This window comes from Enterococcus thailandicus (assembly GCF_001886265.1).
GTDB classification, from domain to species: Bacteria; Bacillota; Bacilli; order Lactobacillales; family Enterococcaceae; genus Enterococcus_B; species Enterococcus_B thailandicus.
The window spans coordinates 86674-100568 of sequence record NZ_JXLE01000004.1 but is presented as its reverse complement, the minus strand read 5'-3'; the positions used below and the strand labels follow the sequence as shown (position 1 = coordinate 100568).

Here is a 13895-nt window from a genome sequence, read left to right as displayed (position 1 = left end):
ACATAGCTCTAAAACTTGACTGAATAATTTCTTCTAGTTCTTTTTGTTTTGGAAGCATTCAAAACAACATAGCTCTAAAACCTCGGCTCAAATTTTTGAGGTTCCGTAATCGCACTATTCGCCCATAGCAAGGCTTTAGCCTGAATGCTTCATTGGTTTGATTTACTTGTCAAAGAACGAAAAAATTAGTCCTATCTGTTATCTTCTTGTCAAAAAATAATCTTGGTCTAGAATTTGTTGTGCAACACCCTCAATTGGTCGAGGTTCTAAAAATAATACATCTACATTGTATAAAGAAATATGGTCAATTAATGTTTGTAATTCTGTCGTGGTTAAATAAGAACAAGCATTCACGAATACCAATAGCTTCTTTTTCACTAGATAACGATATACTTGGATTACTTCAATCATTTTTTCTAAAATGGTATCACTTTTCGTTTCAATCCGTATTCCTAAGCACTTAAATATCTCCATGAGGGTCAACTCATCTTCTTCAAGATCTAGCGCATGTTCTAACAATTCGTGTTGCATCACTTTGGCAATTTCCATCGACAAACGATCAATTTTGGTTTTGATTTCTGGCTTTTCATTCAACTGATTTTCTAAATCTGCATAAATAAATTTCAATGTTGCAGGTGAATTTACTTCATACCCCAAGATATCTGTTATCAAAATCAGTTCAGATTCTTTGAGATTTTTTTGATTTTTATCAAACAATTTTAGTTCGCTCATCTCATCATAGCGATAAAACTGTTCAACGGTACGTGCGTAAGTCTTTACATCTTCAACTACTAAAATCGTTGATAAATTTAATTTTAACGATTCATCAAGTAGCTTAAAGTTCAGATTCATCATGTGCTTCTCCTAAAAAAACGACCCTTGCATCCGAATTTCCAATGCAAGTATCCTGTTCTCCTGTCAAATAGATCATTCGTGCAAATTGTTTTTCCGTAACCGTCAAAATTGTTACCAATCCCTTTTTAGGATTATGTTGCTTCAAGCGATTGATCATAGCAGTATTGGCAGTGTTATTCAGCAAAATCTTACTATAAACAGAAAATTGGTGCATAATAAAGCCTTCACTAAGCAAGAATTTCCGAAATCTCCGATAAATTTTTCTTTCTTCTGCAGTTTCTGTCGGCATGTCGAACATCAAAATCATTCTCATATAACGATAGCTCATATCCTAAAATTAGGCGCCCCTTCTATCTCTTTATTTAGTGATTTCACTACTTTTTTCGTATAATCACTGATGATATTGGTCAAAAACATTTTTTTGTTATGATAAGGATAGTTGTTCGTAAACAAATCAAATAGTGCTCGCTTGATTACTTGAAATTCCTGATGTCGATTTTCATAAACGATGTGATCAACTAACGGTCGAAATGGTTCCATAAAATCACTTGCTAAGTTGAAATCATTGAACTGATTCGCATGCTTTAATCCAAATTGCGTCATGCAACCTGTTTGAACAACCTCTCTTGCAAACATACTCAATAATAACGTGTAGCCATAATTCAACCCGGCATTGATTGCATTGTCCGCCTCACGTGTAAACTCTTTACCAAACAAGGCATTGAAATAGATTCTTGCGGCATGGCCTTCGCGATTACTTGGATCAAAAATTTCTAACTCGCTTTGCAAGTTGAGGAGTGAAGCTGCTTTCTCTTGAAGATCAAAGCCAGTTAACAACTGACTTTGATTCAAGATTTTTTGTGAAATGATTTCGGTCCAAATTTCCGCTTTTCTGTTTTCTTCCCATTCCAACTGCCGAGCTAATTGTAAACTGCTATCATGACGTGCATAGAAAGATAACAATTTACCAATAGGCAAACGTTTATCATCGCAAAAAAGAATCAGAATATTTTCATCAATCAAACGTTTAATTAACATGGTAGTTAACGTAATGTCTGTTGTTTCCAGTAAGAGAACATCAATTTCAGACAGATGGATCAATTCTTGTCGATCATATGTCCGAAAAACTAGATGATTGTTTTTGTAAGTCAATTTAGAATGCGTATTTACTACTACTGTCCGCCAACCCATTAACTCAGACCAACCTTCTTTGAGTCTCGTATAATCCTGTAATTGATTGGTTAATAAATGTTGCATCAACTATTTCTGCCGTATTTTTATATCTTCTACGTGGAATAGTCTCACCAAAGAATTTGAAATCGGCTGGTGCGCCTTGTTTATTTAATTGAAGTAACTGAATAAATGAAGAAGCTAGTTCTCTCATATCAGCATCCTGATTCTTTTCATATAAATCACGGACTTTCTTCTGATTTTTTCCCGCATCAATATATTGTTCAGTGAACTGTAAAATTGCTTCTAGTAATTCAGCAAATTCGTGGCGATGCTCATTCAAATACTCCAAGCTTTTACCACTAGAATCGCTCACGTGTTTCGCATGATATAGCAATTCAATCAGATGCACTGGCAAGACCATTTGATTGCCTTTTTGTGATTCCTCTGCACTTGCCAATAGGCGGCGGCGACCATCAGCAAATTGATATAAAGAATATTTTGGTAGCTTCAATTGAACTTTGGGATGGATAAAGCCTTTTTCTTCTAAGAAGGCGACTTCGTCTTGTTCAAACGCTTGACGTTCTAAAATTTTGATTCCGACTAATTGTTGGACAACTTTTGCAGCTTTTCCTTTTTCATGAGTAATAATAACAGAATACGCCACCGTTGGACTGTCAACCCCGCCATAATTGACAGGTGCCCAATTGTTTTTTCTAGCAATCAATTTTTTCGACGGTCCTTTAGGTAAGATTGATTCTTTCGTAAACGCACCTGTTTGTATTTCAACTTTCTTTACAATATTCATTTGATGATAGTTCATCACTTTTTTGATTGTCTTGATGTCTCTTTGATGATTCCAAAGGACTTCGCCCGTTTCTTCGTTAGCTACCATCTCATCACTTGTAAAAAAGTTCATAATGTTTGAATAGAACTCTTTTTTTGCAGTTGCCTTGTTAAGGGCACGAATCGAAACTTTTTGGTACTCACCATAAACAAATTCAGGCTCAAGTTTCGGATAAACTTTTAATAAAGCTTGAGCAATGACCCCATTCAAGTAAGCATCTTGTGCATGGTGATAATCATTGAGTTCACGAATTTTATATAACGAAAAGTCTTTTCGAAACTGGCTTGCTAAAGCAGATTTTAACGTAATCACACGAACTGGTTTTTCGGATGATTGTTCATTGTTATATTTTTGGTGTAAAATCTGGGCAACATTTTTTGTGATTTGGCGTGTCTCAACTAACTGACGTTGAATGAAATGTGCTTTGTCCTCTTCAGTCAAACCGCCGTTGGTTGCTTTCGTCAAATAACTAAATTTCTTTTTACTGATTAGACCAGAAGCCAAAAGTCTTTCCCAAGTAGGTCGCATTTTTTTTACTACGCTTTCAGCAGGTACCGTGTTTGATTTTCCACGATTCATGCTAGAGGTAGTCAACACGCGGTTGTCGATTGAATCATCTTTGACGAAACTTTGAGGAATAATGTGATCGATATCATAGGAAGATAAGTTGTTAATGTCTAACTCATTGCCGGTATACATATCACGCCCATTTTGCAGATAATACAAGAACAAACGATCATTTCTTAGTAAATTAGCGTCTTTGCTAATCGGTTCATCTTCCAAAATACTACTACCTAATTTTTTGATGGATTCTTCTAAATATTTCATGCGCGCTTTCGAAGCACGATTTCCCTGAGCGGTTGTTTGGTTTTCTCTCGCCATTTCTACAACAATATTTGTTGGTAATTCTCCCATGATATCAATGATTTCTTCCACGATTTTTAAGCTTTGTAAAATACCTTTTTTGATCGCGGGGCTACCTGCTAGTTCCTGTACGATTTCTTCTGTGCTCTTGTCATTATCAAAAGCTATTTTTTCGATTTCTTCTTTAAAAGATAGATTTTCATCGTTAATTAATTGCATAAAGTTACGGTTACGATTTTTCGGCAGATCATCATCATCAATTAAATAATCGAGAATCGTTTTCTGTGTTTTTTGGTCAACAATGCCATGAATCAGTTTGGCAGATAAACGTCCCCAGCCTTTGTAATGTTTACGTTCCAATTGCTTTTGTTCTTCTTCAGTCAATATGTTGGAGAACTTTTCTAATTGTTCACGGCGCATTTTACGATCTTCAAAGACAGTCAATATTTTCACGATTTGTTCAAATTGTTGTTCATGTTCTGGTTGCTCAAATAACTCTGGGCGGATCCCCAGTTTGATTAAATCATGATATGTCCCTAAACATGCATTAAAAGATTTTTCGATTCCTTCAACCTTTGGATTTTCAATGCCATACTCATTTTTCAGGAAAGCCTCTAGCATTTCTTTTTTGACTTTTCGTTGTTGTTTAAATAACTCATTGACGATTTGCCGTTTCTCTTTACTCGAAAAATTTTGTGCACGCCCGTTATCATCAATGTATCTCACCTTAGTCAATTCATTGTAAACAGTAAATGTTTCATATAACAGACTATGCTTAGGCAAGACTTTTTCCATTGGCAAATAAGAGTCGTTGTTTGTCATCCGTTCCACAAAGTCCGTTGCTGATTTTTCAATATCTACTTTTTCATTCAGATTCCAAGGTGTGATTTTCCCCATTTCTTTTCGCGTTAGCCAAGCAAACTGTCCCTTTTCTTTAGCCAACGGACCTACATAGTAAGGAATTCTAAATGTCATGAGCTGACTAATTTTTTCTTCATCCAAAAATGAATAATAGGATTTTTGATTTTTGATAATTGCTTTTAATTCTTCTAAATGAAGTTGATAAGGAATCACACCGTTATCAAAAGTTCTTTGTTTGCGTAAAAAATCCTCCTGCTCCATTTTTGCTAAGAAACCTTCCGCGCCTGTCGCTTTCGCCAACGTTTTTTTCAAATATTTGTAAAATGCTTCTTGTGTCTCGTTGCCATCGATATACCCTGCGTACCCAGCTACTTTTTTATTTTTAAATAGATCATCATATTCGTCTGGTAAGTTTTCACGAACAAATCGCTTCAATGTTTTTAGATCTTCTTTGTGATCTGTAAAACGCACAACCATACTACTTGATAATTTGGCACGTGTCGTAGCATCCGTTACTTTCAAAATATTGGCTAGCGAAATCGCATCATAGACACTTTTTGCTGCATCAAATACACTACGGAAATCCTCACCTATCTCAGCAAGTAACGTTTCCAAATTTTCTTCATACTCTTCTTTTGAAAATTGGATTTTAGCGTCTTCATTCAACGAAAATGTTTTTTTGACATTCCCTTGATTTCCAACAATCATTTTGATAAATTGAGCAAAGTCTCCTGTACTTTTTTCTTCAGGAAATAAACTTAAAATCAGTTCTGCTCGCTTCATGCGAGAGATTTTTTGCTCGGCAATCCCGTCTAAATCGACCGTTAAGTCCAATGCTTTTTCAACGTTGAATGTTTCATTATAGACTTTAATAAACTGTTCAAACGTCCCAGAAACAGAAGAATTTTCTGTATTCAGCTCCCCTTCAATCAAAAAGTGTCCTCTGAATTTAATGATGTGCGCTAGTGCAAGATAAACCAAACGTAGATCTGCTTGCTCAGAGGAATTGGCTAAATGCTCACGTAAATGATAAATCGTCGGAAACTGTTCATGATAAGCTACTTCTTCTGCTACATTTCCAAAAATCGGGTGACGTTCATTTTCTTTTTCATCTATGATAGAAAAGCTCTCATCCAAACGAGCAAAGAAATTCGCATCAACTTGATTCATTCCTTCATCAAATATTGTACGCAAATATTGAATTCGTTGACGGCGTCGAGCGATTCTTCGGCGAGTCGTTCGTTTCAATCGGCGTCCTTCAGCTGTTTCACCCTGCTCAAATAAGCGAACACCCCAAAAATTTTTTTTGACTGCTTTTTTTTGTGTATTACCCGAAATTTTCATTTTTCGTTTTATCAACTCATAATCTTCTGTCAGTACTGCCCACCCGACACTTGCTGTTCCAATATCAAGGCCAATCGTGTAATTTTTCTTCATCTTTACCCCTCCCGGATTTTCTTCTGTAACGATCCTTGTAAAAAATAAAAAGAATATTTCTGTTGTGTATTCTCGAATATGTGATAAAATATATTTGTTGGTAGCATTCAAAACAACATAGCGAGTTAAAATAAGGCTTAGTCCGTAAACAAACTTTGGCACTGTATTCGGTGCTTTTTTTGTACTCTTTTTTAAAATATTTTGTTGTTTTTTAGAACAAATAATTGCTACTTAACCATTTTAAATTATACCACTACCCACTACACAAGCAAGCCTTTTCAATGAATATACAATTGGCTATCCATCTTGTTAAAATAAGAACAAAAAAATAAAAAACAAAACCTTTATTGAATTTAAAATAACTTTAAACAAATAATTATATAGTTATTTTTATTCAGCCAAAAAAAGTGAACCAAAACAGAAAAATGTTTTGGCTCACTTTTTTTGATTTCATAGGTTCAAGTAATTCGTCTTGGACTTACACTAAAAGAAACTTCCACTCGTGAAAATAATTCAACCATCTTCATTTATTTCATCTATTAGCTGGTTTCCTTTACGTGCTATTCATTCTTCGTTTTCAGAAGGATGAATAGCACCCAACTCTTCATTCAAGAAATAAGAAATAATCGTGCGAATCCCTACTAATGCCGCTAGTTGAAAAATATCTTTCAACGTTGGTTTGATGATCGACTCGATGATTCCAGCAGAAATAATAATTTCTAAGCTTAGAAGAATGTAGCCACCTAACATTTTTTTAACTTCGGTATTCTTTTTGATTTTTGCTTGCTTGTTTAATTGCTTATCAAATGAAAAATAGAAGAAATCTTTTGCAGATAATACCGCTCCCCACAACAACAATAAGATAGCAAAAAAGTTAAATCCTAAAACGAGGTATTGTGCATAAGATAAGAATTGTTCACTCAACATATCCTTCATCCTTCACTCCCCCTTGCTCGTTTTTTTTATCTGAAATTTCCCTGTTCAAGAAATAAGAAATCACTGTTCGAATGATAACCATCACAGCCAACTTCAAAATGTCTGCCCAAGTTGGTCGAATAATCGATTCAACGATATCCGCTACAACTAAAACTTCTAAACTCAATAAAATATAACTAGCCAACAATTTTCTAACTTCTGCATTGCGTTGATTTCTTTGTGCATAACTTTTTCTTATTGAGTGAAACTGAAACAGCGTTTTAAGCACCAAAAATATTCCCACGATCAAAATTAAAATGGAAAAAATATTTAAAATAAAAATAGCCCATTCTAAATAGAAAACAAACGTTTCATCAAACATCGCTTATCACACCTCTTCCATTCTCCATAACTTTATTGTAAAGAATGCAAGAGGTCTCGTCCAACCAAAACAAAAAAGAATTCTTTTTCATATTGCTTTGATAAATTAGACAGACAATAAAACTTGTCAAAAAATCTTTTTTTCAGCACGCGTATCATTTGGTTGTTTCAAAAATTGGGTCTATCATTTAAAGCATAAGAAGGATGTCACGAGAAATAAAGGAGGATTTTCTTATGAACAAAAAACTAATAAAATTAAGCATTGGTTTAGGTGTACTAGCAATTGGCGCACTGATCGTTGGAAAGAAAACTGGTTTCTTTGAAGACGATAGTCATTTATATGACGAATATGAATCAATCTAGTCGTCCAATCATCATTTAATAGTTGCCAAAGCCAAGTACTGGAGGAAGAATCACAATGAAAAAAAGTAAAGCAATCATGATCGGGGCAGGCATTGCCAATATGGCTGCTGCTGTGTATTTAATTCAAGAAGGAAAATGGCAAGGAAATCAAATCACCTTTTACTCATTAGATGACCATGGTGCAAATGATGGGGCACCAACAGACACTGTCACAGATGAATACTGGAATAAAAATCATCCGATGGAAAACACAAAAGGGTATATCGCTCGTGGTGGTCGAATGCTCAACTATCGAACTTATGTTGACTTGATGGATTTGCTCAGCCGAATTCCATCTGCAACAGAGCCAGGGATGACTGCAGCCGAAGACACGCGCGATTTCGATGCCAAGCATCGGACATATGATAAAGCACGTCTGTTAGAAGGCGGAAAAGGAATTATTGATGGTGGAAAATTAGGATTCAACAATAAAGATCGCTTGCTCTTAACAAAACTAATTTCGATGCCTGATTCAGAAGAAGAAAAATTAGACAACGTGACAATTGCTGAATACTTCAAGGACTCTCCTCATTTCTTTGAAACAAATTTCTGGTTCATGTGGGAAACAACTTTTGCTTTCCGTACTCAAAGTTCAGCTCAAGAGCTTCGTCGTTATATGCACCAAATGATTTATGAATTTACTCAAATCGAACATTTAGTAGGGGTCAATCGTACACGCTACAATCAATACGAAAGTATTATGTTACCACTAATCAATTATTTAAAAGATCAAGGTTGTCAAATTATCTTAAATCGTTTAGTCACTGATTGGGAATTCAAAGAAACACCTATGCAAGATGAAATCACTGTGACTGGTTTAGAAATGATCAATACAGAAACAAACGAAAAAGAACATGTCATTGTTGACGATGATACAGCTGTTATCTTTACTAATGGATCAATCACTGACTCAGCAACTTTGGGCGATTACGAAACACCTGCTGCCGAAAATATGGACTATGGTGCCGCTTCAAGTTTATGGAAAAAAGCAAGTGAACGTTTCTATAATCTAGGAAATCCTGATAAATTTTTCGCTGATCGAGACACTAGTGAATGGGTCAGCTTTACTTTAACAACCAAAAATCATTTGTTGTTGAACGAAATTGCAAGAATCACAACTCAAGAACCTGGCAATGCATTAAATTCATTTATTTCAACAACGCCAATCACACCTTTAGGACATAAAGATGTCAATATGTCGATCGTGGTTCATCATCAACCACACTTTACTTCACAAAAACCAAACGAAACGGTTATTTGGGGCTACTTCCTTTACCCACGTCGTCACGGTGAATTTGTGAATAAGCCTTACATTGAAATGACTGGTCGAGAAATGCTGCAAGAACTGATTGGACAACTCTCAAAAGTTGACCCTGGTCCAGTAAATATCAGAGAAAAAGAAGAAGAAATTTTTGCTAGTGTTATTAATAACATTCCAGTGTATATGCCATATGCTTCTGCATTGTTCAATAATCGTGCAAAAACAGATCGACCAAAAGTTATTCCACAACATTCAACAAATCTTGCCTTTACAGGTGAATTTGTCGAACAACCTTATCAAATGATTTTTACAGAACAAAGTGCTGTTCGTTCTGGTGAGATTGCCGCGTTCCATTTTGCTGGAATCCCAATGTCACGTCTTGTCAAAACACCGCGTTATGATAAAGACATACCAACACTTGCAAGAGCAGCGAAAAAAATGTTTGAATAAATGTTATTTTCCTGTAGCAACCAATAAATCAATGAGAGACTAGGAAACTGTAAGATCCTAGCCTCTCATTTTTTATGCTTTTAAAACCCATCTTCAAACTTCAAAGATACTTTATAAAACGTTTCTGGCTTTTTGTTGCTTGATAGCCTAACTTTTCATAAAATTGATGAGCACCCATCCTCTCTTCACCAGAATTCAGTCGAACCCCTGCATACTTCCGCCGTCTTCCTTCTTGTTCCAATGCAGTCATCAATAAAGTTGCAATTCCTTGATGTCGTGCTCTTTTTGCTACAGCTAAGCCTAAGACATTGAACATCGTTTCCGAATACAATGTCGCATACACTTCTGCGTGAACATAGCCGACTACTTCTTCATTCGAGTCTTCGAAAACGACCAAAAAATGATGCAACCAATCTTGCTGAAGTTCTCGGATTTTTTCTTGAACACGTTGTTTGTCTAATTCATAGCCCAGATCATCAGCATTGATTGTAGCTAATGCCGCAGCATCTTTTACTAATACCTCACGTAGCATCTCACTCACCAACTTTCATCAGAAAAAAACTAGCGTACCTTAATTCACTTTTCGATTCATTCTGCCATTAATTGTACCACCAATAAACATTTGACTTAAGCATATACCTTTTACAACACGTAGATGCGTTCCCATGATACACGGGTCAGTATGAATGTTTATCCACGAGTTTCTACTAACAAAGTTGTTTGTCTTTGTAATCAGATTATGCTTAACTGAAAGAAAGACCAAACGAAACAAAGTAGGTGCATTATGAAAGAGAACTATCTTGATTTTATTCAATCCGGAAAGATGTACAACGATTTAGCTGACACACTGATTCAGACTCGCCAAACAACAATGCGGGCACTTCTGACTTACAACAACCTCTACGGGACAGATGAACCTGCCAGAAAAAAAATTCTATCTGACTTACTTGGTTCTGTTGGAGAATCTGTTTTTTTCGAACTAGGATTTCGTTGCGAATTTGGCAAACACATTCATATTGGTGAACGTTTTTATAGCAATTTTGACTGTATCTTACTAGATGGTGCAGAAATTCGAATTGGCGATGACGTCTTATTTGGACCACGTGTTGGGATTTTTACTACCAATCACGCAATTGACCCAGAAGAACGAGCAGCTGGTGCCTGCTATGCGAAACCAGTTTCAATCGGCAACAAAGTTTGGCTAGGCGCAAACGTTACGGTGAATCAAGGCGTGACCATTGGCGAAAATACAATCATCGGCTCCGGCAGTGTCGTTACAAAGGATATTCCCGCAAACGTCATTGCTGTTGGAAATCCCTGTCGCATACTGCGAACAATTACTGAAGCAGATAAAACAGATTATTTCTCCACACTCATGACTCCCTGATTTTACTTTTGTTTCTGATTCATAAATAGATACGAAAAAAAGACTGAATTTTTCCAGTCTTTTTTTGTTTTTATTTATGATATTCTTTCGTTTTCTTCCACAAAATAAATTGCTTATTTTGTTTTTTCAGACGATAGTTGCCAAAACGCTTCACTTTCAACATAAAAACTAACTTCTTATAATTGTTGATGCTCGCTTTTACAATCTGTTCGTTTGATTTCTCTTTGATGATTATTTTATAGCGTCCCCCTGGCAATTGTTCAAATAAAACGCGTCCCTGCGCATCACTGTTTTGTTGAACAGGTTGTCCCTGTGCATCCATGATTATTTGTTGATTCCAATCAGTAAGATACACAGGTTGATTTTCTTTTGGTTGACCGTCTACAAAAAGTGAAAACGCTAAGGAATAATAAAAATCTTTACTTTTTATCTGATTCCATTTTAGCCAACACCAACGACTAACACTAGCCAGAAGGACCAAGCAGATCAGCCCAAGTAAAATAAACCTGCTGATATGATACGTTGCTACTCGCTTTTCCGCTGATTGCGCCTGCTGTTCCTCATAAGGAATCCGTTTACTTGTAACTAATAAACGATGCGTATTTATCCCATAAGGCGTGCATGTCAATAAAGTCACTAAATCTTCATTTTCTTTGATAGCTAAGGCATCCACGTCAGTTGGTAAAACAACCGTGAGTTGACTAACTTCATATGCTAGTTTTTTGCCCAGCGTTTCAATATAAAATTGATCGCCGATTTTTAATTGCTCTAAGTCGGTAAACAATCTTTTCTCGGGCAAACCACTGTGTCCTGTAATCACTGCGTGTGTACTTTTCCCACCAATTGGATAGGACGTTCCCTGCAGTAAAGTCGCTCCTTTTTCCAAAAACAGTTCGTTCGTCTGATCAAAAATTGGTAGACTAACGTTGATTTTAGGAATATAGATAGCTCCAATTAAATGATTATTCAATTGTTGGTTTTGCTTTCCCTCTTTCTTTTGGAAACTCTTTGAGAAATAATCCTCTAATTTTTCAGAACCAATCAGCAAGCCTTGTTCGCGTTGCTGTTGATTGACTTTGGCCATACTGTTTAGCCGTTTTTTTTGTTCTTCTTCTCCTTTTTGGCGAACTTCTCGTTGGTAAGTTTGTAGCCTAGCTTGGTCAATTACATTGTTCAACGAATCAACAACAAATGGATACAAAAAAATAAAGAAACCAATCAAAAACAACGTCAAAGCACTGCCCTTTAAAAACAGACCTAGCGGCTCTTCTTGCGCTTGATTTTTTTCTTTTTTTGTCAGTTTCTTCATTAGCTCTCACCTCTTTCGCCAACGTTTGATTAATTAAAAAATGGGCAACGACAACTTTAACATCAGTTATCATCGCCCACTCTTCATGTCCTTAAATTTCTGTTGGTTTTTTTAATTTACGATACCCACCATAAGCAGCTAGCATTAAGAATGAACCAATTAGCAAGAACAGATAAATTCCGTTTCCACCAGTTGAAGGTAAAGCACCTTTTTTCGTATTAGGAACTTCTACATCAGTTGGTTGCCCAATTTCTTCAAAACCGTTATAGCTTCCAAGTTCTACCGTAAACTCTGTAAACGCAGCAGCCCCAGCTGGTAATGCGTAGCCGTCAGCAGCTTTCACTTCTTTCATGTAATAAGTCCCATACTCTAATCCTTGGACTTCAAATTTCCCAGTGTCTACCAAAGAAACAAACTTAGTGGCACCTGTTTGATCGTCAACCCATTCAACGCTATCTGCATCGTTCTGATAACTACTTAGGGCAGTCCCATCTTTATAGAAAACAGCATATTTTTCTTTTGCTGCATCCCATAATTCAAACTCTGCTCCTGCAAGTTTTGCTTTACTTGATGCGTCATACTTTTCAAATTGACGGCCTCCTGTTGCTACTTTTTCTGGTGGCGTCACATCTTCTGAGTAGTCGTACGCATCACCGCGTCCAATCGCAATTTTCGCCGTATTATCTTGTAGGTCATCCGGTGTGATTGTTGCTGTGAGCTTCATCGCATAATTGACGGTTAATTGTCCTCCACGCGCAGCGGCAAGTTTAGTTAATGTAGTTGTGTTAGCTGTACCATCTTTTTCTGTTAAGATTGTTAATTTGAATCCATTATCTACTTCTTCCAATGTATAATCTTCATTTAAAGTTAGTTCTGTCGTCCCTGCTGTCACAACCAATCCTTGATTAAAATAGGTTAAGCCAGCAGTTGGTTTATCTTCAATGATAAAGTGATTGATTACCGGTGTGCCGTCATCATTCACTGAGTCAATAAAGTAAGGAATCGGAGCAGTAATCGTATAATTGATCAAATGACCTTTTTCTAAATCCGCGTAAGAAACTGTCGACCCATCACTTAATTCGATTTCTTGTAATTCAGAAGGATCAATATTCATGACTTTACTAGACTCTTGTGTTTCATTTTTTGGGTATAAATGGATATCATCATTATATGTGTCTAACCATTGCCCTGGATTAGTTGTATCCGGCATCATCACTGGCATCAACACAACCATTGGTGTTGCCACTTTGGCAATAGCAGCTGGCGAATATGTTTCTAAAAACAGATACGCTTTATCCCGTTTTTCATTAGCTGTTTCTGTAACTTCCAATTGGCTGAAGACGGCTTCACCTGTGCCAGTTGTCGTGACAGTTTTTTCAGCTGTTAACTGGTAATTTTGAAACCATTCACTCGTAAGGTCACTTTGAATCAATTGGATTGCTTCTGCTGAGGTCATCCCATCATCATCCACTCCAACTGTTGTTGGATTGTCTTTTAGCAAATCATAATAGACGTCTGTGACATCAAACAGACTAAAGTCGACACCTGGTAACGGATCACCACCAAAATCATTATCCTCGAGTCCATTGTTAGGTACTTCAGCAGGCAGTGATGAGAAACTACGTTTATGTAGCGTAATCGTTACTTCCTCTGGTTTCGTTGTTACTGCTGCTGCATCAACACTAGTCCCAAATCCTTGAAACAGTGGGGCAAGCATCCCCATAATCGTTAGTACTTTCCAAAATTTTTTCATTTT

The 13895-nt window shown here is 36.4% G+C and carries 12 protein-coding genes; 3 read left to right on the top strand and 9 right to left on the bottom strand.

The window, feature by feature from the left end; translation table 11 throughout:
• Positions 1-198: 198 nt before the first annotated feature.
• The 6 genes from csn2 to RV17_RS03915 all read right to left on the bottom strand — a co-directional run bounded on the left by csn2 (position 199) and on the right by RV17_RS03915 (position 7331).
• Entirely contained in the window at positions 199-852 is a 654-nt protein-coding gene (gene csn2, locus RV17_RS03940) for a type II-A CRISPR-associated protein Csn2 (protein ID WP_071868596.1), read from the bottom strand.
• Positions 836-1183, bottom strand: a complete 348-nt coding sequence (gene cas2, locus RV17_RS03935) for a CRISPR-associated endonuclease Cas2 (protein ID WP_067483145.1) — start codon at positions 1181-1183, stop codon at positions 836-838. The genes csn2 and cas2 overlap by 17 nt, the downstream gene beginning before the upstream one ends.
• Complete coding sequence (gene cas1, locus RV17_RS03930) at positions 1180-2046, bottom strand: type II CRISPR-associated endonuclease Cas1 (RefSeq protein WP_067483696.1); 867 nt, start codon at positions 2044-2046, stop codon at positions 1180-1182. Before cas1 ends, cas2 begins: the two co-directional genes overlap by 4 nt.
• Positions 2047-2050: 4 nt before the next feature.
• Entirely contained in the window at positions 2051-6034 is a 3984-nt protein-coding gene (gene cas9, locus RV17_RS03925; RefSeq protein ID WP_071868595.1) for a type II CRISPR RNA-guided endonuclease Cas9, read from the bottom strand.
• 564 nt (positions 6035-6598) lie between these two features.
• Positions 6599-6970: a DUF1622 domain-containing protein gene (locus RV17_RS03920; RefSeq protein WP_067483149.1), complete on the bottom strand. Its 372-nt coding sequence runs from the start codon at positions 6968-6970 to the stop codon at positions 6599-6601.
• Positions 6951-7331 (bottom strand): DUF1622 domain-containing protein, encoded by a 381-nt coding sequence (locus tag RV17_RS03915; RefSeq protein WP_071868594.1) that lies wholly within the window; start codon positions 7329-7331, stop codon positions 6951-6953. Before RV17_RS03915 ends, RV17_RS03920 begins: the two co-directional genes overlap by 20 nt.
• A 233-nt stretch (positions 7332-7564) precedes the next feature.
• On the opposite strand from RV17_RS03915, the gene RV17_RS03910 reads away from it, so the two are divergent.
• Both RV17_RS03910 and RV17_RS03905 read left to right on the top strand, forming a co-directional pair.
• Positions 7565-7693, top strand: coding sequence for a methanol dehydrogenase (locus tag RV17_RS03910; protein WP_067483153.1), 129 nt, complete (start codon positions 7565-7567; stop codon positions 7691-7693).
• Positions 7694-7748: 55 nt separating this feature from the next.
• Positions 7749-9443: an oleate hydratase gene (locus tag RV17_RS03905; RefSeq protein WP_067483155.1), complete on the top strand. Its 1695-nt coding sequence runs from the start codon at positions 7749-7751 to the stop codon at positions 9441-9443.
• Positions 9444-9543: 100 nt separating this feature from the next.
• On the opposite strand, the gene RV17_RS03900 is transcribed toward RV17_RS03905, so the two are convergent.
• Complete coding sequence (locus RV17_RS03900) at positions 9544-9975, bottom strand: GNAT family N-acetyltransferase (protein WP_071868593.1); 432 nt, start codon at positions 9973-9975, stop codon at positions 9544-9546.
• Positions 9976-10227: 252 nt separating this feature from the next.
• Between RV17_RS03900 and RV17_RS03895 the strand changes: the two genes are divergently transcribed.
• Complete coding sequence (locus tag RV17_RS03895) at positions 10228-10830, top strand: sugar O-acetyltransferase (protein WP_075490992.1); 603 nt, start codon at positions 10228-10230, stop codon at positions 10828-10830.
• Positions 10831-10900: 70 nt separating this feature from the next.
• Here the strand turns inward: RV17_RS03895 and RV17_RS03890 are convergent, their stop codons facing one another.
• The gene (locus tag RV17_RS03890) at positions 10901-12139 is read right to left on the bottom strand and encodes a class C sortase (RefSeq protein ID WP_071868592.1); all 1239 of its coding nucleotides are present in this window, start codon (positions 12137-12139) and stop codon (positions 10901-10903) included.
• A 91-nt stretch (positions 12140-12230) separates the two neighbouring features.
• Complete coding sequence (locus RV17_RS03885) at positions 12231-13892, bottom strand: SpaH/EbpB family LPXTG-anchored major pilin (RefSeq protein WP_071868591.1); 1662 nt, start codon at positions 13890-13892, stop codon at positions 12231-12233.
• Positions 13893-13895: the final 3 nt, after the last annotated feature.

Excerpts from the sequence above, each read along its gene's own strand:
- RV17_RS03890 (WP_071868592.1), bottom strand. The coding sequence starts at position 12,139 with ATGAAGAAACTGACAAAAAAAGAAAAAAATCAAGCGCAAGAAGAGCCG.
- cas1 (WP_067483696.1), bottom strand. The coding sequence starts at position 2,046 with ATGGGTTGGCGGACAGTAGTAGTAAATACGCATTCTAAATTGACTTAC.
- cas9 (WP_071868595.1), bottom strand. The coding sequence starts at position 6,034 with ATGAAGAAAAATTACACGATTGGCCTTGATATTGGAACAGCAAGTGTC.
- cas2 (WP_067483145.1), bottom strand. The coding sequence starts at position 1,183 with ATGAGCTATCGTTATATGAGAATGATTTTGATGTTCGACATGCCGACA.
- csn2 (WP_071868596.1), bottom strand. The coding sequence starts at position 852 with ATGAATCTGAACTTTAAGCTACTTGATGAATCGTTAAAATTAAATTTA.
- RV17_RS03905 (WP_067483155.1), top strand. The coding sequence starts at position 7,749 with ATGAAAAAAAGTAAAGCAATCATGATCGGGGCAGGCATTGCCAATATG.
- RV17_RS03910 (WP_067483153.1), top strand. The coding sequence starts at position 7,565 with ATGAACAAAAAACTAATAAAATTAAGCATTGGTTTAGGTGTACTAGCA.
- RV17_RS03915 (WP_071868594.1), bottom strand. The coding sequence starts at position 7,331 with ATGTTTGATGAAACGTTTGTTTTCTATTTAGAATGGGCTATTTTTATT.
- RV17_RS03885 (WP_071868591.1), bottom strand. The coding sequence starts at position 13,892 with ATGAAAAAATTTTGGAAAGTACTAACGATTATGGGGATGCTTGCCCCA.
- RV17_RS03900 (WP_071868593.1), bottom strand. The coding sequence starts at position 9,975 with ATGCTACGTGAGGTATTAGTAAAAGATGCTGCGGCATTAGCTACAATC.
- RV17_RS03895 (WP_075490992.1), top strand. The coding sequence starts at position 10,228 with ATGAAAGAGAACTATCTTGATTTTATTCAATCCGGAAAGATGTACAAC.
- RV17_RS03920 (WP_067483149.1), bottom strand. The coding sequence starts at position 6,970 with ATGAAGGATATGTTGAGTGAACAATTCTTATCTTATGCACAATACCTC.